A 25939-nucleotide genomic window follows, 5' to 3' on the forward strand; every position below is an offset into this window, starting at 1 on the left:
ACGGCGTCGCAAGTTGCGACGGGCGCGATCAGCGAGAGGGTGCGCCCGGGCGGTGATGGTCTGCGACGAGGCGGCTGTAATAGTCCATGAGCTGGGCCGCGTTGGCGGGCCAGGTGAAGCGTTCCGCAGCGGCGCGCACGTCATGCGGCTCCGGTGGTTGGGCAAGACGCTCGCTCAGCGCTGCGGCGAAGGCTTCCGGCGTGCGATCGACGATGGCGCCGGCGGCTTTGCGATCAAGGACTTCGCGCGCACCGCCGACGTCAGGGATCACGATAGGCGTTCCGCTCGCCAGAGCCTCCAGCCATGCGTTGGCGAGCCCTTCGGAAGCTGATGCCAGCGCCATCGCATCCGCTGCCGCGAGCACGTTCGGAATGGCGGTGTGCGGGATCGGCCCCGCCAGCCGGACACGGTCGCCGAGGCTGCGTTCGGCAATCCGAGCGGCGAGGCGTGTGCGCTCAGGGCCCTCACCGACGATCCACAGCGAGACGTTCGGAAGCAGCGTCATTGCGTCGATCACGACATCGTGCCGCTTGACCGGCGTAAGCGAGCCGAGCGAGACGATGAGCGGCCCCTCTACACCGAGTTCAGCCTTGGCGGCGGCGCGCCGGCCGGGGATGAAGCGATCGAGATCGACGCCGGTGTAGCTTACTTCGATCTTCTCTCCGGGCATGCCCAGCGCGATCATATCTCGCCGGAGCGCCTGCGAAACCGCGAGCAATCCGTCGGCTGCCTGTGCTGCGGAGTTGAGCTGTCCGGCCACCGCGGAGTTGCTCGCCCAATGGGCGATGTCGGTGCCGCGCGCCTTGATCGAAACCGGGACGCCGAAGCGGCGGCCGAGCGCGATCGCTGCCACTCCGTCGGGAAAGAAGAACTCGGCGGCGATGAGATCGAACGGAAAATCGCGTCGCAGACTTGCAATCACCGGCGCTGCGGCGCGCGCCAGCATTGCGCCATGAAGCCGACCGCCGATCCCCGGCACATTGAGGAAGGCAGGGCGATGCACGTCCACTCCCTTCCACTGCTGCTGCCGGGGCGCCTCGGCGATCGGGCGATAACGCGCCAGCCGGTCCAGCGGAGGCGGAGGCAGCCCGCGCGGGGCGATGACGCGCAGCGACACATCTGGCCGCGTCGCGAGCCCCAGCGTCTGCCGCTCGACAAAAATGCCGAAGTTCGGTCGCGTCGCATCGGGAAAGAGCGTCGAAAGTGTCAGGAGGCGGAGCATCGCCTTCCTTGTAGTGCCCGATCGTTACCAACCCGCTCCATGGCATTGAGCATTCTCCCGGACGCGCCGATCCGAGGCGGGTTGCATCTGCGCGGCGTTCCCGCAAGTTCGGAGCGCGAACTCGCGGAGGCGGCAATGAGTGACGCACGGACGATCATCGATGCGCTGGAACTGACTCCCCATCCCGAGGGAGGATGGTTTCGCGAAACCTGGCGCGCGACGGCGCGGGAAGGTGAGCGCGCCGCGGGCACCGCGATACTCTTTCTGCTCGAGGAAGGGCAGCGGTCGCATTGGCACCGAGTGGATGCCGACGAGATCTGGCTGTGGCACGGCGGCGCGCCGCTCGATCTGCATATCGCCGACGAGGCGGGAGACGACTGGGCCACCATCCGGCTTGGCGGCGATGTGCTCGGCGGCTACGCGCCCCAGGGGCTGGTGCCGGCGAATCGCTGGCAGGCGGCCCATGCCTCGGCAGGTTGGGCGCTCGTAAGCTGTACCGTCGTTCCGGGGTTCGAGTTCGCCGGGTTCGAGCTCGCTCCGCAGGGATGGAGCCCCGGCAACTGAGGGCGCCACTCGTTACCCCCGTTATCCACGCTATCAACAGCCATGAGGGGCGGCTTTGCGCTTTGCGCGACTCGGACGTCGTGAGAGCATCGGGCCTGCAGCAAGACGAGAGCGCCGAGCGAAGTCGAAGCGACCCCGCCGAGCTGCACGGACGGAGCGGGCGCTGGTGCCTTTTGGAAACCGGGTTCGTTTCGACCGGGATGCCGCGCTGACGCGGAGGCCGGGGCACGATTGCCGCACTTGTGGCAGCACCGCACCGGCAGCCACGTGATCGCCATCCGAACCGCTTCGCCCAATTCCCGGACTGGGCGGGGCAGGCATCGAAGCCGGAGCGTCGTTCCCCCGGAAGGATGCTCTGGCCTCGGTGACCCGCGAAGCTCGCATGCCCTTGCCGGCGCGAGTGGAGCATGCCGCCGAAACCGGGCCGCCACGCCCATCCGGGCAGCGGCCGAAGTCCGGCGACAGGGGGCTGGCAGCGATGCCGGCCCCCATTTGCATGCGGAGCTGGGCGCTTGAAGCGCATTGTCGCCGGAACCTTCGCGGCGGCGGGGCCTTTGTTCGGGCATGTTTTTCCAGGACCCAATGGCGTTGCTGCGCGTCGTGGTGATGGCAGTGGCGGCCTATGTCGCGCTGATCCTCATCCTGCGCTTTTCCGGAAAGCGCTCGCTGGCCAAGCTGAACGCGTTCGACCTCGTCGTGACGGTCGCCCTCGGGTCGACGCTCGCAACCATCCTGCTGAGCCAGCAAGTGACGCTTTCCGAGGGGGTGCTCGCCTTTGCCATGCTGGCGGGCCTGCAATGGATTGTGTCGCGCGTGTCGATCGCCTCGCCCTGGTTCCGCAAGCTGGTCCGTGCGAACCCCCGGCTTCTGGTCGAGCATGGCCGCTACCGCCACGGCGCGATGGATGAGGAGCGAATCACCAGCGACGAAGTGGACGAAGCGATCCGCAACTCGGGTCTCGGGCGGATCGAACAGGTCGCCGCCGTCGTGCTGGAGACCGATGGATCGATGAGCGTCATCGCCGAAGGCGGCGAAGGCGAGCTGACTGCCTTGCGATCGGTCGCGCGCTGATGTTGGGCGAAGAAGATGCCATCGGCATGATCCATGCCATTACACGCATAGTGGAAGTGGCCGGGATCGCCACCATCTTGATGGGTGCGATCGTTTCCGCGGTGTTTTTCGTACGAGCGCTGGTGACCCAGAGCGACCGGAAAGCTGCGTATAAGGGGCTGCGATCGAACCTCGGCCGGTCGATCCTGCTGGGCCTCGAGCTGCTCGTCGCGGCCGACATCATCAACACCGTAGCGATCGAGCCGACGCTGAGGAGCGTCGCGGTACTCGCCGGGATTGTCGCGATCCGGACCTTTCTGAGCTTCTCGCTCGAGCTGGAGATTGAAGGCCGCTGGCCCTGGCAGGGGCACAAGACCGACAGCTAGGCCGCTCAGCCGGTCGAGACCGCAGCCGCGGGACCGTTGCCGGGAAGATCCGCGGTTGCACGAATGCCCCGTGCAACCAGCGTGTCGAGCACGGCGGCAGCGGCCACGAACCCGAGCGCGCCCCAGATCAGCCGATTGCCCGGCGACGTGCGTGCCGCCAGTCCCAGCGCGCCCAGATCGAGCGCATCGCCCGCGACACGTGTCGCGACGCGGCCGGGATTGCCGGGAGCGCTGAGCAATGCGGCACCCGAAGCGAGTTCGCGCATGCCGAAACCGCGTACCGTGCCGGCGTGATCGGGCACGTCCAGCGCCCGGGCGATGCGGCGGCCGGCCAGCAGTTCGGCAGCGCCGAGCGCCAGCGAGAACCAGCCGAGGCCAATGCTGATCTTGCGATAGTCCATGGGTGGTTCCTTCGTCCGGTCGCGCTCAGCCGTCGTTGCGGGCACGCCCGGCGAGCTGGATGGTGAGGCCGATTTCGGCGGTCAGCAGCTTCGAGACGGGGCAGTTCGCCTTTGCCTCGTTCGCCAGCCTCTCGAATTCGTCCTTGTCGATCGCCGGCACATCGGCATCGAGGGTGAGTTCGGAGCGCGTAATCGCGAAGCCTTCACCCTGCTTGTCCAGCGTCACGGCGGCGCGGGTGTTGAGCGTGCCATCGCTGAAGCCGGCGCGGGCCAGCGCGAAGCTGAGCGCCATGGTGAAGCAGCCGGCATGGGCGGCGGCGATCAGCTCCTCCGGATTAGTGCCGGGTTCGTCCTCGAACCGCGTGCCGAAGCCATAGCGGCTCGAATCAAGCACGCCCGACTGGGTGCTCATCCAGCCCTTGCCGTCCTTGCCGAAGCCTTCGTAGCGCGCCGAAGCGGTGCGGGTGGTCATGCGTTTCCTCCGATGCTGGTGGCGATCAGGTGCCGGCGGGAGCGCGGCCTTCCTTGACGTCGCTGCCGGCGACGAGCGTGGGCTTGCCGGTGGCGGGGCGGAGCGCGTCGCGCTCGCTTTCGGGCACCGGCGCAGTGGGATCGGGGCGGAAGGCTTCGGGAGCGCGGTGATCAGGGCCGGGATGCGGCTTGCCGGCCGCGAGATCGGGCGCCTTGTGCCCGCCCGCCGGAGCGCCGCGGCGGCGCCTGGCATAGCGGCCCGCCAGCGCCACCGCGCCGATCGCGAGGCTGCCCAGCGCGAAGCGGCGGAAGCCGCGGCGGGGCTGGTCCTGAGGAGCGGTATTCTTCTGCTTTTTTGCCATGACCTTGCCTGTCCTTTCGGGGTTGCCGAGAGAACGGACGGAGGCCGGCGGTGTTCCGGCGATCAGTCGGCGGTGGCGGGGGCGCCTGCCTTGGCGGCCTCGTTGCGCGCGCGCTGGGTGGCAACTCGCTCGGAGCGGACGGCCATGGCTTCCCACGCGGCCTGCGAGCGCAGGTGGCGATCGCGGACATTGGCGAGATCGGTGTCGGCGGCGAGCGTCGCGGCCTCGTCGGCGCGGGCGCGGAAGGTTTCGGCTTCGGTCATGACGGTCTCCGCGGAAGGGAAAGGAAAAACGGCGGCACCCGAAGGCGCCGCCGTGTCTCGTGTCAGTCCGCCGGCTGGAGGTTGCAGGCGGCCATCTTGCCGCGCTTGTCCTGCTCGAGCTCGTAGCTGACGCGCTGGTCCTGCTGAAGCGTCGTCATGCCCGCGCGCTCGACGGCGGAGATGTGGACGAACGCGTCCTGGCCGCCGTTGTCGGGCTGAATGAAGCCATAGCCCTTGTCGGCGTTGAAGAATTTGACGGTTCCGGTGGTGCTCATGTGATGTTCCTTCGATTGGCGGCGCGCCCAGCGTGGGCGGACCTCGTGCTGCGGAGGCAGGGAAAGAAGGAAAGCGGAGCCGCAAAGCACCAGTAACCGTCAGTTTGCGACTGTAGCCCCGGCAACATAGGGCTTTCGGCCCCGGTCCGCAATGGCGGGCACGGAGCGGGGGGCGCGAACCCGCGGTTTTCCGCCGAAGGTCGCACTAAGGTCGCACCTCAACGCGCATGTGCGCCCGCGCGACAGCCCACGCGTTGAGGCGCACGCACGGCGGCCGCACGCGCTCGCGCACCCACTGCCGGGCGCGGTATTCTAATACCCGAACGCAGCGAATGCAGCGCCACGTCCCCCCTCGATGCTCCCCCGCGCCGTCACCACACGCCGCCGCGGCGGCGCGGGCGCAGGAGCGCTTCGGTGCGGGCGCGGATGCGGGCGGCATCGGGCGTGGCGGCGGCGGGCGCACCGATCCGTCCGGCGTCGCGCAGCGCGATCCAGGCGCGGACGGCAGGATGCGGGTCGTCGCGCCCGGCAGGGGCGACGCAGCCGGGCGCGAGCGGCGGCGGCGGTTCGGCAGCGCGGCGGGGCATTGCGATGTCCTCCTCGAATCGGGGCGGACCCGTCAGATATGCCGAAACCACGGCTGTAGGACAGCGGAAATTCAGCCGAGACGCCGACCGCCGCTATTCGGCACTTCTTCCTGCGCAATTCGCGCGGTATAGTGCGCGACGAGCTTCCCCGTATTCGGGAGTTCTGTGGCGTGATTTGCAAGAGACGAGATCGGGTCGCGCGAAAAGGAGCTTTCGGAACATTGCGACGAGGGAGAGCGAAATGCAGACGATGCGACTGGAAAACGGCGTCGACGTGGAGGTGCAGCTGCTGCCCGCCAAGGGCGACGGCTATATGATCGTCCATTCGAAGGCGGGCGCGCAGCGCGCGGGCGGCCGCGTGGTCAAGACGATCACCTGCTGCTGCGGCGGCAAATGCGTGTCGACGACGTGCGAATATGACGAAGGCGAAGTGCCGTCGCCGCATTGCGACTGTTCGGACCCGGAATATCCCGGCGTTTCCTGCTGATCGATCGAAGGGGCCGCGCGCCGGCCCCTTCGGCTAGAGCGCGCGGAGATTCTCCGCGCTCACCTTGCCCCTGCGCGGATCGCGCACCGCTTCATAGGCGAGTTTCTGCCGTCGTTCAGGCTGCCGAACCCGGCGCGGTCGACCGCGGAGACATGGACGAACACGTCGGCGCCGCCGTCGTCCGGCGTGATGAAGCCAAAGCCCTTGGTGCTGTTGAACCATTGGAGGACGGCGAGAATCTCGATGCTTTCGCCGACGCGATCCACGAGGATGGTGTTGGGGTGGATCACTGCCTCGCGCGTGCCCGGCACGCGATCGGGGCGGTGGAGATAGGGGTGATCGGGGAGCCGGTCGGCGGTACGCAGGATGGCGTCGCGGAGCCGCCGGGCCGCCGATGGATCGCGCTCGGCGATATAGTCGGTGATGTCGAGCAGGCTCCGGCGCGCCTCCGGGCGCCAGATGAGCTTCACTTCGCCGTTTGCCGATGCTTGTCGATGATCGCCTGCATTTCGGCCAACACCTGATCGTGCGGAATGCCGGGGCCGGGAGACGCCATCGCGGCCTCCACCTTGGCGCGGAACCAGGCGTCATACGCCTCGGCCTCCTCGTCGGTGTCGAATTCGGACACGATTGGATCGAGCTTGCCCATGCCGCGAATATAGCGCGGGCGGAAGGCGCCTGCTACCAGCGGAAGCCCCTGGCGGCAGCGAGGCGATCGATCTCGGCGAGGAGCGCCTTCTTGCTTTCGGTGCGCCGCGCGCCGCTGTTGCGCGGGACGGCGAGCGGCGCGCCGGTCTCCGCCTCGATCTCGGCGCGCCGGCGCGCGAGGTCGCGGCCATAGGCGGCCATGTCGATCCGCCTGCCGGGCCAGTCGTCAGCGCTCGATGACATGTGCGTCGATTGCGTCACGATATTCCTCCTCGCTGATCGCGTGATCGACGACCTGCAGCATCAGTTCGGCGAGCGCGAGAGCGTCGGGGTCGCGAAAGGTGTAGCCGTTGATCCAGAGGAAGCGGAAAAGGGCAGCATGCGCGGTGCGCTTATTGCCTTGCGCGAACGGGTGGTTCTGCGCGAGCCCCACCGCGAGGGCGCAGCCGAGCGCGACAACATCTTCCTCCTCGTTATAGGCGAGGAGGTTCTGCGGGCGTTGCCGTCATTCGGCGAGGCGGGCCATCACCTCGGGACAGAGCTGCTTCGCCTGCTCATGCGCCGCAGGCGCGTCGAACCGTTCGCCGGTGGGGCGCGGTTTCCGGGCAGGCCGGCGATCGGGCTTGCGCAGCGCGGGCATAATGCATTTCCTATAGCGGGGAATTTGATGTTTGTCGTCATGCCAAATGTTCAATGTCTTGCGGCGACCGAGCTAACCATTGTGTCCCCGGACTTCCAAGCTTGCCCTCCGAGGGACGATAGCGCGCGCGGAAGGCGCGGCGTGGCTACCAGCGAAAGCCCTTCGCGGCGGCGAGGCGGTCGATCTCGGCGAGGAGCGCTTTTTTGCTTTCGGTGCGGCGCGCGCCGCTGTTGCGCGGGACGGCGAGCGGCTGGCCGGTTTCCGCCTCGATCTCGGCACGGCGGCGCGCTAGGTCGCGGCCATAGGCGGCCATGTCGAGCCGCCGGCCGGGCCAATCGTCAGTCTTCGAGGTCTTCGATGCCATGGTCGCCGACGCTTTCGGTGCGCGGTTTTCCTAGCGCACTTCGACGATGCGTTCGCCTTCTTTCAGCCGGGCCTCGACGGTCGGCCACAGAGGTGTGGGCCAGAGGCGCAGGCCGCGATTGGTGATGTTGCCGCAGCGCAGCCAGATCAACCGCGAGCGGACCGGCGGGGTGCGCAGCAGGAAATCGTCATCCTTGGTGACGAGCGTCAGTGCCTGTCGCTCGACATGGTCGTGGATCGCGCGATCCGGCGCCTGCCCGCCGAGCACGTCACGAACGTGCGCCGCCGCGAGGCCGCGTTGCTGGAACCAGTCGCACAGGCCGGGCGGCAGCTGCGCGTCGATCAGCAGCCGCATCAGGCGGCCTGCACCACCGTGTGATCGACGGCGCGCGCGCCATAGGCGAGGCAGGCATGCACGTCTTCGCGCGTGAGATAGGGGAAGTCGGCGAGCAGTTCGTCGACGCCCGCGCCGGAGGCAAGCGCATCGAGCACGTCGCTGACGCGCATCCGCGTGCCGGCGACGATCGGCCGGCCGCCGCAGACTTCGGGATCAATGACGATGCGCGGGTTCATGGAGCCAGTGTGCGGGGTGGGAGGGGGGGGCGTCAATCGGTGGGCGAGCGCAAACGGAGTTAGGTATTGTGTCCCCGTAATTCCCGGAATTCGTGTCCCCGGAATCCCCGGATCGCATCTTGCGCTTGCGCTAAGGCGACTTCGTTGCAAAATGCTCTTAGAGATAAACAGGAGGGACGAGGCCTTGGCAGTAGTATTGCGACAAGGGTTATCGGTGGGTGCAATGTCTGCCGAAGACGACGGCGCTTATCTCAGAGAGAGCTTCGTTTCTACGGGGGCGCTGGATGAGCTGGCGGACACCAACAGTCCCAAATGCATCGTACTAGGCAGGACCGGTTCCGGTAAGAGTGCGCTGCTTATTTCCTTAGCCGATTCTCAGGAGAACGTAATACAATTAGATCCCGAGTCTCTTTCTCTAAACTATATAAGCAACTCAGATATATTGCGATTCTTTGATAATATTGGAATCGATCTTGATGTATTTTACCAACTTCTATGGCGTCACGTTCTTGCGGTGGAGATTATCAAGGCAAAGAAGCAGCTAAATGACGAAACGATATCCAAGAACTGGATAGCCAACCTCAGGCAACGAATACTAGGAAATCCAAAAAAAGAGAAAGCGTTAAACTATCTGTTTGAATATGGAAGCTCTTTCTGGGCGGATACGGAGGAACGTGTCCGTGAGGTTGTGACTAGGATTGAAAAAGACTTTCAAGATCACGTCGGATTAGATGTCACCGCTTTCAAGGCAAGGATTGTCGCCGACATGAAGGATGGCAATCTGGAGTCAGTTCAAGAGACAAAAGAAATCATAAATAAGGCACAGAGGGTTGTTAATAACGTTCAGCTTCAAGAGCTAAACGAGGTTATGAATCTTCTATCACAAGACATATTCAATGACGCGCAAGAGAGGTACTATATCATAGTAGACGACTTAGACACCGGTTGGGTGCATGACAGTCTTAGGTTTAAGCTCATCAGGGCGCTTGTTGAAACGATCAAAAAGTTTCGCCGCGTTAGAAACTTGAAGATAGTTATAAGTCTACGTCTAGACCTTCTCGAAACCGTTCTACAAAATACCACGGCGGCAGGGTTCCAGCAAGAGAAGTATGAAGATATGTATCTTAGAATTCGCTGGAACGAAAGTGAACTTAAGGAGCTCGCAGACAAGAGAATTTCACTTCTTTTCAAGAAACAGTACACAAAAGATGGGGCGAGGTTCTCAGATGTATTTTCTAAAAGGGTAGGAGAGAGCGATACATTCTCGTATATCTACGAGAGAACGCTGCAAAGGCCTCGAGATATAATTGCGTTTATTAACGAATGTTTGGAAGCTGCTGCTGGTCAAAGCAGTGTTAACCACCGCGTAGTTCGTCGTGCAGAAGATTCCTATTCTGCAAAGCGCTTAGCATCCTTGGCAGACGAGTGGCGTGAAGCCTACGGAGATCTAGAAGAAGTGCTCGAGTGCTTGTCGAAAGTTGAGCCTCGGTTCAAGTACGATGATATCAGTGATCATATACTAGAAGAAGCTTGCATTAATATAGTTAACGCAGATGGAAGCGAATCGAAAGTCGGGCTTTTCAAACGCCAATGCGATCTGATTGTAAATAATCAATCCTCTTGGCCTGAAGTGAGGCGTGACGTGTTGAGAGTTCTGTACCTCATCGGAGCAATTGGTTTCAAGTCTCGCGATGGAGCGCCGTATGAGTGGAGCTTCGCAAATCAGCCCACGCTTCAGCTAAACAAGGTATCAATAGACACAACATTTGCAATCCATCCGATGCTTTTCAAAGCCCTCGGAAAATATACAGACCCCAGAAGGTTAATCCCGTCTTGAATCAATCTGCGTGTTGCTCTGCCGTCATTCAGCGGCTTGGGCGGGACGGCTCAAGAGCGGCGCGAGGTATTTGCCGGTATAGGATCGCTTCTCCTTGACCACCTGTTCAGGCGTGCCCTCAGCGACGATTTCGCCGCCCTTGACGCCGCCCTCCGGCCCCAGATCGAGGATCCAGTCGGCGGTCTTGATGACGTCGAGGTTATGCTCGATCACCACCACCGTATTCCCCTGTTCGACCAGCGCGTGGAGGACTTCGAGGAGTTTGCGGACGTCCTCGAAATGCAGGCCGGTGGTGGGTTCGTCGAGGATGTAGAGCGTGTTGCCGGTGGCGCGGCGGGCGAGTTCCTTGGCGAGCTTGACGCGCTGCGCCTCGCCGCCCGACAGGGTGGTCGCCTGTTGCCCCACCTTGACATAGCCGAGGCCGACTTCGGCGAGCATCGCCATCCTGTCGCGGATCGGGGGCACGGCCTTGAAGAATTCGACCGCGTCCTCGACGGTCATGTCGAGCACGTCGGCGATGCTCTTGCCCTTGAACTTCACTTCCAGCGTCTCGCGATTGTAGCGCGCGCCGTGGCACACGTCGCATTCGACATAGACGTCGGGGAGGAAGTGCATCTCGATCTTGAGCACGCCGTCGCCCTGGCACGCCTCGCACCGGCCGCCCTTGACGTTGAAGCTGAAGCGGCCGGGCTTGTAGCCGCGCGCCTGCGCCTCGGGCAGCCCGGCGAACCAGTCGCGGATGTTGGTGAAGGCGCCGGTGTAGGTCGCCGGGTTCGAGCGCGGGGTGCGGCCGATCGGCGACTGATCGATGTCGATCACCTTGTCGAGATGCTGGAGGCCGGTGATCTTGTCATGCTTGCCCGCGAGGATGCGCGCGCCGTTCAACTGGCGCGCGGCGGCGGCGTAGAGCGTGTCGATGGTGAAGCTGGACTTGCCCGAGCCCGAGACGCCGGTGATGCAGGTGAAGGTGCCGAGCGGGATCGACGCAGTGACTCCGGTGAGGTTGTTCGCAGTGGCGTTGTGCACCGTGAGCTTCTTGCCGCTGCCCTTGCGGCGCTTGGCCGGGACGGGGACTTCGCGGGTGCCGTTGAGATAGTCGGCAGTGACGCTGCCTTGGGTCGCCAGGATTTCGGGGAGCGTGCCGCGCGCGACGACCTGCCCGCCGTGGACGCCCGCGCCGGGGCCCATGTCGAGGATATAGTCGGCGGAGCGGATCGCATCCTCGTCATGTTCGACCACGACGACGGTGTTGCCGAGATCACGCAGGCGGCGGAGCGTGGCGAGCAGCATGTCGTTGTCGCGCTGATGCAGCCCGATGCTGGGTTCGTCGAGGACGTAGAGCACGCCCGAGAGGCCGCTGCCGATCTGCGAGGCGAGGCGGATGCGCTGGCTCTCGCCGCCCGAGAGCGTGCCGCTCGTGCGATCGAGGTTGAGGTAATCGAGCCCGACATTGTTGAGGAAGCCGAGGCGTTCGTCGATTTCCTTGAGGATCGCGCGGGCGATCTCGCGCTGCTGGTCGGTGAGCTTGTCGGGGAGGTCGGCGAACCATTGCAGCGCGTCGACCACGCTGAGGTGGGTGGCGTGGCTGATGTGCTGGCCGGCGACCTTCACCGCCAGCGCCTCGGGCTTGAGGCGCGCGCCGCCGCAGGTCTCGCAGGGGTGCGCGGCCTGGTATTTGGAGAGCTCCTCGCGGATCCAGGCGCTTTCGGTCTGGAGCATGCGGCGGTTCAAGTTGCCGATCACGCCCTCGAACGGCTTGCGTACGTCGTAGGACTTGCGGCCGTCGACGAAGGTGAGCGTGACGGGCTTGCCCCTGGTGCCGTGGAGGATGGTGTCGCGGATTTCGGGCGGCAGTTCGCCCCAGGGCGTTTCGAGGCTGAAGCCGAGTTCGCGCGCGAGGCTGCCGAGCACCTGCATGTAATAGGGGCTGGGCGGATTGGACTTGGCCCAGGGGACGATCGCGCCCTTCTTGAGCGACAGATCCTCGTTGGGGACGACGAGGCCCTGGTCGAATTCGAGCCGCTCGCCCAGGCCATCGCACGCCGGGCAGGCGCCCTGCGGCGCGTTGAAGCTGAACAGGCGGGGCTCGATCTCGGGAATGGTGAAGCCGCTGACCGGGCAGGCGAAGCGTTCGGAGAAGACGATGCGGTTATCGGGGATGCCGGCGTTCTTCATGCCGCCCTTGCTCCCCTCCCGTTCGCGGGAGGGGCTGGGGGAGGGGCTGTCACCCTCTGCGACGAACGTCTGGGGGGCTTCGGCGACATGCCCTCCCCCGACCCCTCCCGCAAGCGGGAGGGGGGAAGAAGGGGCCACCTCCGCCACCGTTCCATCCACCAGATCGACATACGCCAGCCCGTCGGCCAGCTTGAGCGCCGTTTCGAAGCTGTCGGCCAGCCGCGTCGCGATATCCTCGCGCACGACGAGGCGATCGACGACGACTTCGATGTCGTGCTTGTACTTCTTGTCGAGCGCCGGCGCCTCCTCGATCAGATAGGTCTCGCCGTCGATGCGGACGCGCTGGAAGCCTGCCTTCTGCCACTCGGCAAGCTCCTTGCGATACTCGCCCTTGCGGCCGCGCACGACCGGGGCGAGGAGCAGGAGGCGCGTGCCCTCCGGCAGCGCCAGCACGCGATCGACCATCTGGCTGACCGTCTGCGCGCTGATCGGCAGGCCGGTCACCGGGCTGTAGGGAATGCCGACCCGCGCCCAGAGCAGGCGCATGTAATCGTAGATTTCGGTGACGGTCGCGACGGTGGAGCGCGGATTGCGGCTCGTGGTCTTCTGCTCGATCGAGATGGCGGGGGAGAGGCCCTCGATATGATCGACGTCGGGCTTCTGCATCATCTCGAGGAACTGGCGCGCATAGGCGCTTAAGGACTCGACATAGCGGCGCTGCCCCTCGGCATAGATGGTGTCGAAGGCGAGGCTGGACTTGCCCGAGCCCGACAGGCCGGTGATCACCGTCAGCGTATCGCGCGGAATATCGACCGACACGTCCTTGAGATTATGCTCGCGCGCGCCGCGGACGCTTATATGGCTTAGGCTCATTCGGGAAGTTCTACTTCTGTTCTGAAGGCGGGTACAGAGGGGAGATAGGGGCGCGGTGCTGCGAGTGCGAGGGGCGCAGCGGAACTGGGCGGAACGCGCGGGGGCCGGCGCCGTGTCAGTCGCGCGCGCCGCCGCGCCGGCCGCGCCCGCGCGTCATCGGATCGGGCTTTTCGGGCGGGGTCCAGCCTTCGGGGCGGCTGGGGCGGCCGCGTGAGGTTCCGAGCCCCATTGCGCCGGGCTGTTGGCGGGTGAGCCCGCTGGTGTCGGCGCGCGCGGCGGCAGCGCCATCGGCGCCGCCGCGCAGCAGGTTGATCCGATCGCGCAGCCGCCGCGCCTCCTCGAACTCCATCGCCTCGGCAGCGGCCTCCATCCGGGCGCGGAGCGTTTCGATCGTGTCGGTCATGGCGGGGGTAACGCGGGGAGCGCGTTGGGAGTGCCGTGGTATCGCCTCGGCAGGGGTAGTCTATAGGTCGCCGCTTGGCGTTCGCGTGCGGCAGGTGGTGCGTGAGGAAATGGACGTGCTGCCCGACTTCTTCGCCGAAATCTGACCCGCGGCGTGCGGCGGGGGCGCGCTGCCCCCGCCGGCGCGTGGCTTACAGCTCCAGCGAGGCGGACAGCTTGAAGGTGCGCGGGGCGCCCTGCAGCAGGTCGGGACGGAAGCTGTCGAAGGCGGAGGCCCAGTAGCGTGCGTTCGCTACGTTATCGACGCTGAAGCGCAGCGTGAGCGGCATGTTGCCCGCCACCGCGACGTAGCGCGCGCCGAGATCGAAGCGCGTCCAGTCTTCGAGGAACAGCGTGTTGGCGATATTGGCGGGCTGTTCGCCGGTGTGGACGACGCGGCCGGTGAGCGTCAGCCCGCGCGCGAAGGGGAGATCCCATTCGGCGTTGGCGTTGACCAGATATTCCGGCACGCCGACCGCCTGATTGCCTTCGTTGACTCCGCCCTGCGTGCGCCGCAGCTTCGCGTCGATCACCGATCCGCCGGCGATGAGGCGCAGCCCGTCGAGTGGCTCGGCCTCGAAGCTCACCTCGATGCCGCGGTGGCGCTGGATGCCGAATGGCCCGAAGACGAGCATGTCGGTGGAGTCGGGATCGGGGGTGAGGATCGCGATCGCGCGATCGGTGCGGAACAGCGCGATGCCGGCGCTGAAGCGTGGGGCGATGTATTTCGCGCCCACTTCGATCTGTTCGGAGCGCGTGGGGGAGAGCACCTCGCCCGCGTTGCGCACGGGCAGCGTGCCGCCGCCGTCCGGGTTCGCGCCGCTCGCCGGGGCGGTCGCGCCCTGTACCAGCGCCTCGATATAATTGCCGTAGAGCGAGATGCGGTTGGTGGGCTTCACGACGAGGCCGAAGACGGGGGTGACGGCGCTCTCGCTGTATTCGCCCGTCTCCTCTTCCGTGAAGGCGGAATAGGAAGTGGCGGTGATCGTCTGGAGCCGCAGCCCGGCGGTGGCGAGGATGCGATCGTTCCAGAGGCCGATCGTGTCCGACGCGAAGGCGCTGCCCAGGCGGGTGCGCGAAATGGGGAAGGGATCGTCGAGGTCGCCGCCGGCGAAGGTGACGGTGGTGGAGCGCGGGACGATGATCGGATCGTAGATGTTGTTGAGGACCGGCGAGACTGCGTAGAATTCATAGGCGTTGCGGTTGACCAGCCAGTTCATCGACCCGCCGAAATTGACTTCATGGCTGATCCCGCCGTGCGCCAGCTTCGCGCGAAGCCCCGCGGTGGCGGCTTCGTTGTTGTCTGTGCGCGGAATGAACGAGCCCGAGACGCTGGCCGCGCCGGTGTCCGCGTCGAGCAGCGTGAGGCTGCTGTAGACGCCCGATTCCGAGCCGTCGCGCGCGCCGAACGCGGCGTAGAGCATCGCGTTTTCGCCGAGATCATATTCGGCGCGGAACTGGCCGAATATGTCGCGCAGCGTGGTTTCCTGCCACGGCTGGCCATAGTTGACATCGGCGTCGGGAACGCGCGGGACGACTCCGTTGACGGTGAGCTTGGGGCGCAGGCGGCGCACTTCGACGCGCTGATAGGCGAGATCGAGCGAGAGGCGGAGCGGGCCGGCGGCATAGTCGATCGCGCCGCCCAGCACCGCGGTTTCGCGGAACTCGTCGGTGATCGAGACATCGCCGCTACGGAACGCGCCGTTGAGCCGCACGCCCCATGCGCCGCCCGCGCCGAAGCGGCGGCCAATGTCGAAACTGCCGCCGAAATGCTCGTCGGAATTGTAGATCGCGGAGACGCGCGCGAGCGGATCGTCGGTGGCGCGCTTGGGGATCAGGTTGACGCTGCCGCCGATGCCCGATCCGCCGGGAGCCGCGCCGTTGAGGAAGGCGCTCGCGCCGTTCAGCACCTGCACCGACTGGTAGAGCTCGGGCGCGATCAGCTGACGCGGGGTGATGCCGTAGAGCCCGTCGAAGCCGACATCGTCGCCCGCCAGCGCGAAGCCGCGGATGACGAACTGTTCGGCGGCATTGGCGAAACCGTAGCTGGTGCGGACGGTGGGGTCGTTCTCGAGCACCTGCCCCAGCGTATAGGGTTGCTGGTTGCGGATCAGCGTCTCGTCATAGCTGCGGATGCTGAACGGGATGTCTTCGGCGGGCTTGTCGCCGAGCACGCCCGCGCTGCCGCCGCGTTCCACCCCGGTGGCGTTCTCGCGCTGTGCGGTGACGATGATTTCCTCGGCGGTGCGGCTTTCCTGCGCGGCGGCGGGCAGCGCGAGCGCGGCCGCCGAAGCGCCGAGCAACAGCCGGATCGCGATACGAGAAGTCACCATATTCACTCTTTTCCCCATGTGCGCGCGATTGAGTCGCGCGGTTTCAGAATTTGCGGACGCGCATCGCCCAGGCCACTGCCGCGACCGGAATGCCGAGTCCCACCCAGGCGATCCCATCGCGCCAGCCATCGCCGGTGAGCGCCGCGACGAGCCCGACGAACCCGGCAAGCGCGATGAGAAGCGGCAGCGCGAACACCGCTCCGGCCGAACGCGCGCGACTCATGCCGCGGCGATCGCTTCGCCGCCGCTCGCCACTTCGCGGACATGCGCGTCGGGAGAGGCGCGGCGCTTGCCGAGCCAGAGATAGACGCCGCTCGCCAGCACGACGATCGTGAACAGATCGAGCGCGGCCCAGAGCAGCTTGAGCGGCAGCCCGCCATAGTCGCCGAAATGCAGCGGGCGCGAGAGCGAGAGCGCCTGATAATACCAGGGCATGGGCCGCGCATCGGTGAAGACGCCGGTTTCCGCGTCGATCAGCGCGGGCGTGAGCAGTTGCTGCGTCAGCGGCGTATCGCCTTGGAAGAACACCGCATAATGATGCTTCGAGCTGAAGCTGCCGCCCGGAAAGGCGATGAACTGGGGATTGTTTCCGGGCAGCGCCTTGCGCGCCTGCGCCATCGCGGCGTCGAGCGAGCCGTAGCGCGAGGGCGGCAGCGGATCCTGCCCGGCATATTCGCGCGTCATCGCGGCAAGCTCGTTCGCCTGCCACGCTTGGTTGATCGGCGTGGCGAGCGCGTTGATGATGCCGGTGACGCCCACCGTCGCCATCCACGCGACGCCGACGATGCCGAGCAGATTGTGATAGTCGAGCCATTTGAGGCGACGGCTGCGCGAAACGCGCAGCGTGCCGAAATCGAGCTTCCGCATGAACGGCGCGTAGAGCACGACGCCCGAGACGATCGCGACGACGAACAGCAGCCCCATCGCGCCGAGGAACAACATGCCCGGCAGCCCGAGGAACATGTCGGTGTGGAGCTGGAGCAGGAAGTGCATCACGCCGCTTTCGTCCGCCTGCCCGGTGCGCGCGCCCGTCGAGCGATCGAAGAACAGGAGCGTCATGTCGTGCGCGGGGGAATCGGGGCGCGGCGCGGTGGTGACGGTGATCGCGGGCTGATCATTGTCGAACGCCATATAGACGGGCACTTCGCCCGGCCGCGCGGCGAGCGCGCGTTCGAGGATCGCGTCGAGCGGCAGCAGCCCCGGCGCGTCGCTGGAGGAGCCGACGCCAGGCATGCCATATTCGGGGGTGGCTTCGGTGAGCCGGTCGATCTCGTCGTGGAAAATGAGCGGCAGCCCGGTGATGCAGAGCATCAGCAGGAAAAGCGTGCAGGCAAGGCTCGTCCACTTATGGACGAGGAACCATGCACGTATCGATGCCCGTCCCACGACGACCCCTTATCAAGAACGCTTCGCATTAGCGCTTAGGCGCGCACGGGCGGGACCGCAAGCCTCGCGCAACAAAGTTGCATCGTCGCGCGAACGAGGCGCGCGGGCGCGGCGCAGTACTTCTGTCGCCGCGAAAACTGCGCTATTCGTCGGGTTCGGCCGATCGGCTGCGAAGGGAAGCGACCATGTGCGAGCGCGACAATCTGGAAGCGTGGGGCCGGCAGGGCGGGTTCGACTGGGCGATGAACCGGCGGCGATTCGTCGCGGCGGGTGCGCTGGGAGCGCTTGCCGCCTGCGCGCCGCGTGCAGAGGAGGGTGCGGGCGGGCTGATCGAGGAGATGGTTTCCGTGCCCTCGCCCGACGGGAGGATCGACGCCTTCTTCGTGGCGCCGGCGAGGGGTCGCCATCCGGCGGTGCTCACCTGGCCGGACATCGCCGGGCTGCGCGAGGCGTTCAAGGTGATGGCGCGGCGGCTGGCGGCGCACGGCCATGCCGTGCTGGTGGTGAACCCCTATTATCGCGCGCTGGCTGCGCCGCAGTTCGCCGACTTCGCCGCGTTTCGCGCGCAGGGCGGGTTCGAGAAAGTGGGGCCGTGGCGCGCGGCGCTGACGCCCGACGCAGTGATGCGCGACGCAACCGCAGCAGTGGCGTGGCTCGACGCGCGCGACGAGGTGGACAGCGGGCGCGGCGTGGGCACCAACGGCTATTGCATGGGCGGGCCGTTCACTGTGTACAGCGCGGCGGCGGTGCCCGGGCGGGTGCGCGCGGCGGCGTCGCTGCACGGCGGCGGGCTGGTGCGCGAGGACGATCCCCAATCGCCGCACCGGCTGCTGGACGCGACTCGCGCGGCCTATCTGTTCGCGATCGCGCAGAACGACGATGCGCAGGAGCCCGAAGTGAAGACGGTGCTGCGCGCGGCGGCGCAGGCGGCGGGCGTGCCGGCGCAGGTGGAAGTCTATCCCGCCGACCATGGTTGGACGGTGATCGACAGCCCCGCCTATGATCCGGCGGCGGCCGAGCGGGCATGGGCGGCAATGAGCGCGCTGTTCGCACGGCTCTAGAATCGGCCGATTATTCCCGTCGAGGACCGGTTCGGCTCAAAAAAAGCACAGGATCGCGGATATTTGCCGCGCCCGCTCCGTTCATCGGAGAGCAAGGGACGCGCAGCGGCGACGCGTGCGCCCCGGTTCTCAATCGAACAGGAGTGATACCGCATGGCAGAAATTCCGATCGAGAAGAAAAAGGGCGTACCCGGATGGATCTGGGCCGTATTGGCGCTGATCATCCTTGCGCTGCTGCTCTGGGCGTTCCTCGGCGACGACGATGACGATGTGCTCGTGACCGAGCCGGTGCCGGTGACCGCCCCCGCCGAAACCACGCCGATGACCGACAATATGGCGATGGAGACGACCGAGTCCGACGCGCCGATCACCGACCTGACGACGATCACCGGCGCGACCGACAATTCGATCGTCGGCCGCGAAGTCGATCTGACGGGCATCAACGTCGTCGAAATGCGCAGCGATGCCGGCTTCTGGATCGCCGATGCGAGCGGCGAGCGCGTCTATGTCGTGCTCGACGAGGAAATCGACCGCAGCAACAACGTCGAGGGCCGAGTCAACGTCGATGCCGGCGATACCGTGGCGATCCGCGGCGCGATCCGTGATGCAGCCGGCGGCATCCCGGAGGATACGGTGATCTATAACGATCGCGCGCGTCCGCTGCCCGATGGCGTCGAGCGCTACATCTACGCACAGGTCGTGACGAAGTAAGCGCCGCATCGCCCCCCGACAGAATTCATGGAGAGAAACATGACCAAGGAACATGATGTCCGCGAACTGGACGGACTCGACAAATGGGAGCTGAAGCATCCCGAGCAGGACCTTCGCGGCAAGCAGCTGATGTCGCCCGAAGGCCAGCAGATGGGCCGGATCGATGACATGCTGGCCGATCTCAATCGCGAGGAAGTGATCGCGCTGCGGATGGAGGACGGCAAGATCGTCAACGTCGACAATATCGACATTCGCGACGGCGTGCCCGTGCTGGTGACTCCGGCGGGCCCCGGCGGCCGCGCACAGATCGCGACGTTCGGCCGGCGGCGCTGAGTGCGGGAGCCGGCGCCGCCGGCTCCTCCCCACCGTTCGACCAACTGCCCTCCCCATCGGCGATGGGGAGGGCTTCTTTATGCGCCGAGTTTATGCGCCGAAGCTGCCGCCGCGGCCGGCGCCGCCCGAAAAGCGGCCGGCGCCGGCATGGCCCTCCTCGCGCAACGGGCGTTCGCCGCCCTCGGCTTCGGCGCGCAGCGCGTCTTCGAGCGGCAGGCTCCACTGGGCGAGCGCCGAGGCGCGGTCGGCGCGCATGCAGCGCTGGGGGAAGGCGGCGATTTCCTGGGCCAGCGCAACCGCGGCGGCGCGTGCCTGCCCCTCGGGCGCCAGCCGGTCGGCGAGGCCGATCGCATGCGCCTCGCGCGCGTCGACCGGGCGGCCGGTGAGGATCATGTCCATCGCCCGGCCCTGGCCGACCAGGCGCGGTAGCCGGATCGTGCCGCCGTCGATCAGCGGCACGCCCCAGCGGCGGCAGAACACGCCGAACACGGCTGCCTCCGACACGACGCGCAAGTCGCACCAAAGCGCGAGTTCGAGCCCGCCGGCAACGGCATGCCCCTCGACCGCGGCGATCACCGGCTTGGAAAGCGTCGCGCGGGTGGGGCCCATCGGGCCGGAACCGGCGGCGTCATAGGGCGGCGGATCGCTGGCGACGGCGTGGAGATCATAGCCGGAGCAGAAGCTGCCGCCCGCGCCGGTGAGGACGGCGACCTTCGCCTCGGCGTCGGCGTCGAAGGCGGCGAAGGCATCGCGCAGCGCGACCGCAGTGGCGGGATCGACGGCATTGCGGCGGTGCGGCCGATCGATGGTGACGATGGTGATCGCGTCGCGCGTTTCGATCTTGATCGGCCGGGAGTCTGCGGAGGACATCGCATTGAGTGTCGCGGCGTTCGCGGGCAAGTCAATCGTGCGGCGCAGCACTCAGAACGGCAGCAGGCTTTCGTAGCTGCTCAGCCCGGGCGCGCCGGCGACGGCGCAGCCGCGGCGGAGCAGGAAGGCGTGGCGGACGATTTCGGCCTGCTGCTCGATGCCGTAGCGGTGGAGCGGGCGGCCGGGCCTGAAGCTGTAGCCGTACCGGCAGAAGGGGTGGCGCACGAGCGGCAGGAAGATGCCGCGCTGATGCTGCCAGACGTGCACCATTTCGTGAATGAACAGCCCCTGGAGGGTGAGCGGCGCATCGGCGAAGTCGGGGCGGTAGAGGCCGCCGGCGGGATTGAAGTGAATCGAGCCGAGCGGCGCCATGGTGGTGCTCCTCGGCTGGAAGAAGATCCACTTGCGGTTGTGGACCCGGACCCGCGCATAGTCGATCGCGCCGTCGAACACCGAGCGCGCGAGCTTGATCTCGCCGGGCGTGAGCGGCCGCCCGGCGACTTCGCCGTCGCTCGCCGGCGCGGTGCGGAGCATCAATCCTCGGGCGCGGGATCGGCGGGCCCGACCACCTGCGCCTCGACTTCGATCTCGCGGCCCTCGGCGAATTCGAAGCGCAGCGGCACCGGCGTGCCGGCTCGCACATTAGGGCTGATGTCATAGACCATAACGTGCTTGCCGCCGGGTTCGAAGGCGAGCGTGCCGCGCGCGGGAATCGGAACGTCGCCGATCGGCTCCATCGTCATGCGGCCGTCGTGATGCATGCTTTCGTGCATCTCGGTCCGCAGCGCGAAGGGCGCACGCACTGCGACGAGCGTGGCGGGATCGGCGCCGCCCTCGATCGTGAAATAGGCCGCGCCCGGATTGGCCGCGACCGCGGGCAGGCGCACCCAGGCATCGGTGACGGCAACTTCCTCGGCCGGCTGCTGGCAACCGGCGAGCAGGGCGAGGGCGACCGCAGGTGCTGCAATCCTGAACATGGCGGCGGCGGCTCCTTCTCAAAACGGGAAATCGGGACATTTTCGTAGAAGCGACGCGATCTTGCGGCAAGCCGAACCGCACCTATATCGCGGATCAGACCGGCACGCGCCGCCATTTTCGGGGCGCGGGCCGCATGAATTTCAATACGGGGGCCAACGAGGGACCATGGCTAAAGTTATCGGTATCGATCTGGGCACGACCAACAGCTGCGTTGCCGTGATGGAAGGCGGCAAGCCCAAGGTTATCGAAAATGCGGAAGGCGCGCGCACCACGCCGTCGATCGTCGCCTTCGCCAAGGATGGCGAGCGGCTGATCGGCCAGCCGGCCAAGCGCCAGGCCGTCACCAATCCGGACAACACCGTCTTCGCGGTGAAGCGCCTGATCGGCCGCCGCTTCGATGATCCGGTGACGAAGAAGGACACCGAGCTGGTGCCCTATGACATCGTCAAGGGATCGAACGGCGATGCCTGGGTGCAGGCGGGCGGCGAAGCATATTCGCCGAGCCAGATCTCCGCGTTCATCCTGCAGAAGATGAAGGAAACCGCCGAGAGCTACCTCGGCGAGACCGTCAGCCAGGCCGTCATCACGGTTCCGGCATATTTCAACGACGCGCAGCGCCAGGCGACCAAGGACGCGGGCAAGATCGCAGGGCTTGAAGTGCTGCGCATCATCAACGAGCCGACGGCGGCGGCGCTGGCCTATGGCCTCGACAAGGACAACAACAAGACCATCGCGGTCTATGACCTGGGCGGCGGCACGTTCGACATCTCGATCCTCGAGATCGGCGACGGCGTGTTCGAAGTGAAGGCGACCAACGGCGACACGTTCCTGGGCGGCGAGGATTTCGACTCCAAGATCGTCCAGTTCCTCGCCGACGAGTTCAAGAAGGCCGAGGGCATCGACCTCACCAAGGACAAGCTGGCGCTGCAGCGGCTGAAGGAAGCCGCGGAGAAGGCCAAGATCGAGCTTTCGAGCGCGCAGACCACCGAAGTGAACCTGCCGTTCATCACGGCGGACCAGAACGGACCGAAGCACCTCGTCAAGACGATCAACCGCGCCGAGCTGGAGCGGCTGGTCGACGATCTCATCCAGCGGACGCTCGAGCCGTGCCGCAAGGCGCTGGCCGATGCGGGCGTGAAGGCGAATGCGATCGACGAGGTGGTGCTCGTCGGCGGCATGACGCGCATGCCCAAGGTGCGTCAGGTGGTGAAGGAGTTCTTCGGCAAGGAACCGCACACCGGCGTGAACCCCGACGAAGTCGTGGCGATCGGCGCGGCGATCCAGGCGGGCGTGCTGCAGGGCGACGTCAAGGACGTGCTGCTGCTCGACGTGACTCCGCTGAGCCTCGGAATCGAGACGCTGGGCGGCGTGTTCACGCGCATGATCGACCGCAACACGACGATCCCGACCAAGAAGTCGCAAGTCTATTCGACTGCCGATGACAATCAGCAGGCGGTTACGATCCGCGTCTTCCAGGGCGAGCGCGAGATGGCGGCCGACAACAAGATGCTCGGCCAGTTCGACCTCGTCGGCATCCCGCCGGCTCCGCGCGGCGTGCCGCAGATCGAAGTCACGTTCGACATCGACGCCAACGGCATCGTTAACGTCAGCGCCAAGGACAAGGGCACCGGCAAGGAACAGCAGATCCGCATCCAGGCGTCGGGCGGTCTCAACGAAGCCGACATCGAGCAGATGGTGCGCGACGCGGAGAAGTTCGCCGAGGAAGACAAGAAGCGCCGTGCGGATGCCGAGGCGAAGAACAACGCCGAGAGCCTGATCCACACTACCGAGCGCCAGCTCGCCGAGAACGGCGACAAGGTCGATGCCGGGCTGAAGTCCGAGATCGAAGCGGCGATCGTTGAGACCAAGAGCGCCGTCGAGAGCGGCGACGCCGAGGCGATGCAGAGCAAGTCGCAGAACCTGGCGCAGGTTGCGATGAAGCTCGGCCAGGCGATCTACGAGCAGCAGCAGGCCGGCGAGGCGCAGCCTTCGCAGGCCGGCGCGGCCGCGGGCGGCGAAGCCGGCTCGGAAGAGGAAGTGGTCGACGCCGAGTTTTCGGAAGTGGACGACAACAAGGCGTAAGGGCGCATGCAACGGTTCTCGACTTCGCTCGAACCGAACGGGAATAGGGGCCTCACCCTTCCGTTCCTCCCGAGCGAAGTCGAGGGGCGTTCGCGGGCGGGGCACGTATGACCACTCAAGTCGACTATTATGAACTGCTCGGCTGCGAGCGGACGGCGGACAATGCAACGCTGAAGTCCGCCTATCGCAAGCTCGCGATGCAGTATCATCCGGACCGCAACGGCGGATGCCGCGACGCCGAGGCCAAGTTCAAGGCGGTAAGCGAAGCCTATGACGTGCTGCGCGATCCGCAGAAACGCGCCGCATACGACCGGTTCGGCCATGCCGCCTTCCAGAACGGCGGCGGCGGCGGCGCCCAGGACTTCGGCGCGTTCAGCGATATCTTTGAAAGCGTGTTCGGCGAGTTCATGGGCGGCGGCCGGCCCGGCGGGCGGCAGACGCGGCGCGGCGCCGATCTGCGCTACGACATGGAGATCACGCTCGACGACGCGTTTCACGGCAAGGCGACCGAGATCACGGTCGATGTCTCCAGCGCGTGCGACACGTGCTCGGGTTCGGGCGCGGCGCCGGGCACCAGCGCCCAGACCTGCGGCATGTGCAAGGGCATGGGCAAGGTCCGCGCGAGCCAGGGCTTCTTCGTGGTCGAGCGGACGTGCCCGACGTGCCACGGCGCGGGCGAACTGATCCAGGAACCCTGCGGTCGCTGCCGTGGCGAGGGCCGAGTCGACAAGACCAAGACGCTGTCGATCAACGTGCCGCCCGGCGTGGACGACGGCACGCGCATCCGCCTGACCGGCGAAGGCGAGGCTGGCGCGCGCGGCGCCCCGGCGGGCGATCTCTACATCTTTCTCCATGTCGCCAAGCACCCGATCTATCAGCGCGAGGGCACGACCTTGTTCGCGCGCGCGCCGGTGAGCTTCACCACGGCGGCGCTGGGCGGCGAGATCGAGATTCCGGGGCTGGACGGCGAGGTCCACACGATCAAGGTGGCGCCGGGCACCCAATCCGGGCGCGAGCAGCGCCAGCGCGGCGCCGGCATGCCGGTGCTGCAGGGGCGCGGACGCGGCGACCTGGTGGTGACGATCGAAGTCGAGACGCCGACTCGCATGTCGGCGCGGCAACGCGAGCTGCTCGAGGAGTTTCGCGCGATCGAAACCGGCGACGAATGCCCGGCGAGCCAGGGCTTCTTCGCCAAGGTACGCAAGGCGGTCGGCGGCTGAACGCTTGACCGTTCCCCGCGCGCGCGACACCCTCGCGCCCGAGGGAGAAGCGGCATGGGGACTGGTGGTTGGGCAAGCGCCGGGATGGCGGCGTGGATCGGAGCTTTCCTGCCGGTGCACGCCGAATCCGCGCCACCTCCGCCGTTCCAGCCCGACGTTGCGCAGATCCGACGCGTCGATGCGCAGGCGAGGCAGGCGGCGCGGTTCACTCTTGAGCATTTCGTCAACGGCAGCGGTGCCGGATCGCTCCACTATATCCTCAACGGGGTGGATGACGGCTCCGGCTATTTCTGGCTGAACGGGACGGCGCCGGGATCGCTGTACGCCTGGCTGAACGGGACCGGCCCGGCGACCCGCTATTTCTGGGAGAACGGCACCGGGCCGTGGAGCCGCTATTACTGGGAACATGGCACCGGGCCGGGCAGTCGCTTCGCCTGGGAGAACGGAACCGGGTGCATGTCGCGGTTCGGCTGGGTCAACGGAGCCACGGCCAACGGCGCCGCATGCCCTCGTCCGGGCTTTGAGCTCTTCTATGTCGTCACCTGCATCGCGGGCGTGCTCGACATCGCGCCCTGCGACTCGATCGACCGGGCGATCGGCCAAGTTGGCGGAGACGTGCCGGCCCAGGTCGAGCGGTTGCGCGAATTGACCGCGTGGCAGACGGGCGGCCGATGACGCGCTTCCCGGTTCTTGCCGCCGTGAGCGGAGCTGCACTGCTGGCGATGCTTGGCGCCGCGCACGCCGGGCAGGAGGCGCCGATCGAAGCGGCGCTGATCGCCTGCGGAATCCCCGCCGAGCGGGTTACGAGCCTCACCGACGCGGCAGTGGGAACCGTCGAGGCGACGATCACCGGCGAGGAACCGCTTCCCGAGGAAGTGCTGGCTTGCGCCGTACGGATCGAGGCGGAGGGCGGCTATGGCACCCATCTGCGGTTCGACAGCGTGGACATGGCCGGCCGCTCGGTCGAGCTGGGCGAAGAACTGGAGCCGTTGCGCGTCCACCATGGAGGACTGCGGCAGCTCGAAATGCTGGGTCTGCGCGAGGGGCTGCCGCTCCACGATTCCGCCAGCGAGCCGCTGGCGGCGTTCGCCGCGCGACTGGAGACGCATTGCAGCGTCGCCCGGCCCGGGACGCTGATCGCGTCGGCCGACGGCCGCTATCTGACGCTGAGCGCCGCGGCGCTGGCCGACCCGCCCGCGCCCGAGGAGTTCGAGTGCCTGAGCGCGGCGGCAGCGGGATCGAACCTGTGGGAGCAGGGGATCTTCTTCGGCTTCGTCGCCGACGATGCGGCGAGCGCGGCGGAGTAGCGACGGTTCGTTACCCGGCCGAAACTTGCTGAACGGCGGC

General features: G+C 66.4%; 35 protein-coding genes and 1 pseudogene. 13 read left to right on the forward strand and 23 right to left on the reverse strand.

The window, feature by feature from the left end; genetic code table 11:
* Window positions 1-28: 28 nt before the first annotated feature.
* Entirely contained in the window at window positions 29-1222 is a 1194-nt protein-coding gene (locus ACQ450_RS13855) for a glycosyltransferase (RefSeq protein ID WP_431469705.1), read from the reverse strand.
* A gap of 135 nt (window positions 1223-1357) precedes the next feature.
* Here ACQ450_RS13855 and ACQ450_RS13860 point away from each other — a divergent pair, with 135 nt between their 5' ends.
* The 3 genes from ACQ450_RS13860 (at window position 1358) to ACQ450_RS13870 (ending at window position 3222) form a co-directional block, all read left to right on the forward strand.
* Window positions 1358-1786, forward strand: coding sequence for a cupin domain-containing protein (locus tag ACQ450_RS13860; protein WP_431469706.1), 429 nt, complete (start codon window positions 1358-1360; stop codon window positions 1784-1786).
* Window positions 1787-2350: 564 nt separating this feature from the next.
* A complete protein-coding gene (locus ACQ450_RS13865; RefSeq protein ID WP_431469707.1) occupies window positions 2351-2857 on the forward strand; it encodes a DUF421 domain-containing protein in 507 nt (168 codons plus the stop codon).
* Window positions 2857-3222, forward strand: coding sequence for a DUF1622 domain-containing protein (locus tag ACQ450_RS13870; RefSeq protein ID WP_431469708.1), 366 nt, complete (start codon window positions 2857-2859; stop codon window positions 3220-3222). Before ACQ450_RS13865 ends, ACQ450_RS13870 begins: the two co-directional genes overlap by 1 nt.
* Window positions 3223-3227: 5 nt before the next feature.
* Here ACQ450_RS13870 and ACQ450_RS13875 read toward each other — a convergent pair whose 3' ends face one another.
* From ACQ450_RS13875 to ACQ450_RS13900, 6 genes are all read right to left on the reverse strand, one after another.
* Window positions 3228-3623, reverse strand: coding sequence for a hypothetical protein (locus ACQ450_RS13875; protein WP_431469709.1), 396 nt, complete (start codon window positions 3621-3623; stop codon window positions 3228-3230).
* 25 nt (window positions 3624-3648) lie between these two features.
* Window positions 3649-4095, reverse strand: coding sequence for an OsmC family protein (locus tag ACQ450_RS13880; RefSeq protein ID WP_431469710.1), 447 nt, complete (start codon window positions 4093-4095; stop codon window positions 3649-3651).
* 25 nt (window positions 4096-4120) lie between these two features.
* Window positions 4121-4456: a hypothetical protein gene (locus ACQ450_RS13885; protein ID WP_431469711.1), complete on the reverse strand. Its 336-nt coding sequence runs from the start codon at window positions 4454-4456 to the stop codon at window positions 4121-4123.
* 62 nt (window positions 4457-4518) lie between these two features.
* Complete coding sequence (locus ACQ450_RS13890) at window positions 4519-4719, reverse strand: hypothetical protein (RefSeq protein ID WP_188054299.1); 201 nt, start codon at window positions 4717-4719, stop codon at window positions 4519-4521.
* A gap of 62 nt (window positions 4720-4781) precedes the next feature.
* The gene (locus ACQ450_RS13895) at window positions 4782-4994 is read right to left on the reverse strand and encodes a cold-shock protein (RefSeq protein ID WP_188054300.1); all 213 of its coding nucleotides are present in this window, start codon (window positions 4992-4994) and stop codon (window positions 4782-4784) included.
* A 371-nt stretch (window positions 4995-5365) separates the two neighbouring features.
* Window positions 5366-5581: a hypothetical protein gene (locus tag ACQ450_RS13900; RefSeq protein ID WP_431469712.1), complete on the reverse strand. Its 216-nt coding sequence runs from the start codon at window positions 5579-5581 to the stop codon at window positions 5366-5368.
* A 241-nt stretch (window positions 5582-5822) separates the two neighbouring features.
* Here ACQ450_RS13900 and ACQ450_RS13905 point away from each other — a divergent pair, with 241 nt between their 5' ends.
* Window positions 5823-6068: a hypothetical protein gene (locus ACQ450_RS13905; protein WP_188054302.1), complete on the forward strand. Its 246-nt coding sequence runs from the start codon at window positions 5823-5825 to the stop codon at window positions 6066-6068.
* A gap of 59 nt (window positions 6069-6127) precedes the next feature.
* Here the strand turns inward: ACQ450_RS13905 and ACQ450_RS13910 are convergent, their stop codons facing one another.
* The 8 genes and pseudogenes from ACQ450_RS13910 to ACQ450_RS13945 all read right to left on the reverse strand — a co-directional run bounded on the left by ACQ450_RS13910 (window position 6128) and on the right by ACQ450_RS13945 (window position 8292).
* Window positions 6128-6538 carry a cold shock domain-containing protein gene (locus tag ACQ450_RS13910; protein WP_431469713.1) on the reverse strand — a complete coding sequence of 137 codons (411 nt, stop codon included), beginning with the start codon at window positions 6536-6538 and terminating at the stop codon, window positions 6128-6130.
* Window positions 6535-6717 carry a type II toxin-antitoxin system RelB family antitoxin gene (relB, locus tag ACQ450_RS13915; RefSeq protein ID WP_431469714.1) on the reverse strand — a complete coding sequence of 61 codons (183 nt, stop codon included), beginning with the start codon at window positions 6715-6717 and terminating at the stop codon, window positions 6535-6537. The genes ACQ450_RS13910 and relB overlap by 4 nt, the downstream gene beginning before the upstream one ends.
* A gap of 32 nt (window positions 6718-6749) precedes the next feature.
* Window positions 6750-6959: a hypothetical protein gene (locus ACQ450_RS13920; protein WP_431469715.1), complete on the reverse strand. Its 210-nt coding sequence runs from the start codon at window positions 6957-6959 to the stop codon at window positions 6750-6752.
* Window positions 6943-7155: pseudogene (locus tag ACQ450_RS13925) on the reverse strand (type II toxin-antitoxin system death-on-curing family toxin); the annotation flags it as partial. The pseudogene ACQ450_RS13925 and the gene ACQ450_RS13920, both read right to left, overlap by 17 nt.
* A 66-nt stretch (window positions 7156-7221) precedes the next feature.
* The gene (locus tag ACQ450_RS13930; RefSeq protein WP_431469716.1) at window positions 7222-7356 is read right to left on the reverse strand and encodes a hypothetical protein; all 135 of its coding nucleotides are present in this window, start codon (window positions 7354-7356) and stop codon (window positions 7222-7224) included.
* A 145-nt stretch (window positions 7357-7501) separates the two neighbouring features.
* Window positions 7502-7720 (reverse strand): hypothetical protein, encoded by a 219-nt coding sequence (locus ACQ450_RS13935; RefSeq protein WP_431469717.1) that lies wholly within the window; start codon window positions 7718-7720, stop codon window positions 7502-7504.
* Between the two features lie 30 nt (window positions 7721-7750).
* Window positions 7751-8074 (reverse strand): DUF5615 family PIN-like protein, encoded by a 324-nt coding sequence (locus tag ACQ450_RS13940; RefSeq protein ID WP_431469718.1) that lies wholly within the window; start codon window positions 8072-8074, stop codon window positions 7751-7753.
* Entirely contained in the window at window positions 8074-8292 is a 219-nt protein-coding gene (locus ACQ450_RS13945) for a DUF433 domain-containing protein (protein ID WP_431469719.1), read from the reverse strand. Before ACQ450_RS13945 ends, ACQ450_RS13940 begins: the two co-directional genes overlap by 1 nt.
* A gap of 151 nt (window positions 8293-8443) precedes the next feature.
* Here ACQ450_RS13945 and ACQ450_RS13950 point away from each other — a divergent pair, with 151 nt between their 5' ends.
* On the forward strand, window positions 8444-10129 hold the full coding sequence (locus ACQ450_RS13950) for a P-loop ATPase, Sll1717 family (RefSeq protein ID WP_431469720.1): 1686 nt from the start codon (window positions 8444-8446) through the stop codon (window positions 10127-10129).
* A 24-nt stretch (window positions 10130-10153) separates the two neighbouring features.
* Here the strand turns inward: ACQ450_RS13950 and uvrA are convergent, their stop codons facing one another.
* Entirely contained in the window at window positions 10154-13177 is a 3024-nt protein-coding gene (gene uvrA / locus ACQ450_RS13955) for an excinuclease ABC subunit UvrA (RefSeq protein ID WP_431469721.1), read from the reverse strand.
* Between the two features lie 115 nt (window positions 13178-13292).
* A complete protein-coding gene (locus tag ACQ450_RS13960; protein WP_431469722.1) occupies window positions 13293-13580 on the reverse strand; it encodes a UvrB/UvrC motif-containing protein in 288 nt (95 codons plus the stop codon).
* Here ACQ450_RS13960 and ACQ450_RS13965 point away from each other — a divergent pair.
* Window positions 13579-13725 carry a hypothetical protein gene (locus tag ACQ450_RS13965; RefSeq protein ID WP_431469723.1) on the forward strand — a complete coding sequence of 49 codons (147 nt, stop codon included), beginning with the start codon at window positions 13579-13581 and terminating at the stop codon, window positions 13723-13725. The genes ACQ450_RS13960 and ACQ450_RS13965 overlap by 2 nt on opposite strands.
* Window positions 13726-13770: 45 nt before the next feature.
* On the opposite strand, the gene ACQ450_RS13970 is transcribed toward ACQ450_RS13965, so the two are convergent.
* From ACQ450_RS13970 to ACQ450_RS13980, 3 genes are read right to left on the reverse strand one after another with little or no spacing between them, the layout of a single operon-like run.
* Window positions 13771-15951 carry a TonB-dependent receptor gene (locus ACQ450_RS13970; RefSeq protein ID WP_431469724.1) on the reverse strand — a complete coding sequence of 727 codons (2181 nt, stop codon included), beginning with the start codon at window positions 15949-15951 and terminating at the stop codon, window positions 13771-13773.
* Between the two features lie 43 nt (window positions 15952-15994).
* Window positions 15995-16174, reverse strand: coding sequence for a hypothetical protein (locus ACQ450_RS13975; protein ID WP_188054313.1), 180 nt, complete (start codon window positions 16172-16174; stop codon window positions 15995-15997).
* The gene (locus ACQ450_RS13980) at window positions 16171-17337 is read right to left on the reverse strand and encodes a PepSY-associated TM helix domain-containing protein (RefSeq protein ID WP_431469725.1); all 1167 of its coding nucleotides are present in this window, start codon (window positions 17335-17337) and stop codon (window positions 16171-16173) included. Before ACQ450_RS13980 ends, ACQ450_RS13975 begins: the two co-directional genes overlap by 4 nt.
* A 185-nt stretch (window positions 17338-17522) precedes the next feature.
* Here ACQ450_RS13980 and ACQ450_RS13985 point away from each other — a divergent pair, with 185 nt between their 5' ends.
* From ACQ450_RS13985 to ACQ450_RS13995, 3 genes are all read left to right on the forward strand, one after another.
* Window positions 17523-18398 carry a dienelactone hydrolase family protein gene (locus ACQ450_RS13985; protein WP_431469726.1) on the forward strand — a complete coding sequence of 292 codons (876 nt, stop codon included), beginning with the start codon at window positions 17523-17525 and terminating at the stop codon, window positions 18396-18398.
* Window positions 18399-18551: 153 nt separating this feature from the next.
* A complete protein-coding gene (locus tag ACQ450_RS13990) occupies window positions 18552-19109 on the forward strand; it encodes a hypothetical protein (RefSeq protein WP_431469727.1) in 558 nt (185 codons plus the stop codon).
* A gap of 39 nt (window positions 19110-19148) precedes the next feature.
* The gene (locus ACQ450_RS13995; RefSeq protein WP_188054317.1) at window positions 19149-19442 is read left to right on the forward strand and encodes a hypothetical protein; all 294 of its coding nucleotides are present in this window, start codon (window positions 19149-19151) and stop codon (window positions 19440-19442) included.
* Window positions 19443-19532: 90 nt separating this feature from the next.
* On the opposite strand, the gene ACQ450_RS14000 is transcribed toward ACQ450_RS13995, so the two are convergent.
* From ACQ450_RS14000 to ACQ450_RS14010, 3 genes are read right to left on the reverse strand one after another with little or no spacing between them, the layout of a single operon-like run.
* Window positions 19533-20312 carry a crotonase/enoyl-CoA hydratase family protein gene (locus ACQ450_RS14000; protein ID WP_431469728.1) on the reverse strand — a complete coding sequence of 260 codons (780 nt, stop codon included), beginning with the start codon at window positions 20310-20312 and terminating at the stop codon, window positions 19533-19535.
* A gap of 51 nt (window positions 20313-20363) precedes the next feature.
* Complete coding sequence (locus ACQ450_RS14005) at window positions 20364-20846, reverse strand: vgr related protein (RefSeq protein ID WP_431469729.1); 483 nt, start codon at window positions 20844-20846, stop codon at window positions 20364-20366.
* Window positions 20846-21289, reverse strand: coding sequence for a copper chaperone PCu(A)C (locus tag ACQ450_RS14010; RefSeq protein WP_188054320.1), 444 nt, complete (start codon window positions 21287-21289; stop codon window positions 20846-20848). Before ACQ450_RS14010 ends, ACQ450_RS14005 begins: the two co-directional genes overlap by 1 nt.
* Window positions 21290-21455: 166 nt before the next feature.
* On the opposite strand from ACQ450_RS14010, the gene dnaK reads away from it, so the two are divergent.
* The 4 genes from dnaK to ACQ450_RS14030 all read left to right on the forward strand — a co-directional run bounded on the left by dnaK (window position 21456) and on the right by ACQ450_RS14030 (window position 25899).
* On the forward strand, window positions 21456-23372 hold the full coding sequence (dnaK, locus tag ACQ450_RS14015; RefSeq protein WP_431469730.1) for a molecular chaperone DnaK: 1917 nt from the start codon (window positions 21456-21458) through the stop codon (window positions 23370-23372).
* A 107-nt stretch (window positions 23373-23479) separates the two neighbouring features.
* A complete protein-coding gene (dnaJ, locus tag ACQ450_RS14020) occupies window positions 23480-24592 on the forward strand; it encodes a molecular chaperone DnaJ (RefSeq protein WP_431469731.1) in 1113 nt (370 codons plus the stop codon).
* Window positions 24593-24646: 54 nt separating this feature from the next.
* Window positions 24647-25267 (forward strand): hypothetical protein, encoded by a 621-nt coding sequence (locus ACQ450_RS14025; protein WP_431469732.1) that lies wholly within the window; start codon window positions 24647-24649, stop codon window positions 25265-25267.
* On the forward strand, window positions 25264-25899 hold the full coding sequence (locus tag ACQ450_RS14030; RefSeq protein ID WP_431469733.1) for a hypothetical protein: 636 nt from the start codon (window positions 25264-25266) through the stop codon (window positions 25897-25899). The genes ACQ450_RS14025 and ACQ450_RS14030 overlap by 4 nt, the downstream gene beginning before the upstream one ends.
* Window positions 25900-25939 lie beyond the last annotated feature (40 nt).

This window comes from Sphingosinithalassobacter sp. LHW66-3 (assembly GCF_050703275.1).
In the GTDB taxonomy this organism is placed as follows: Bacteria; Pseudomonadota; Alphaproteobacteria; order Sphingomonadales; family Sphingomonadaceae; genus Sphingomonas.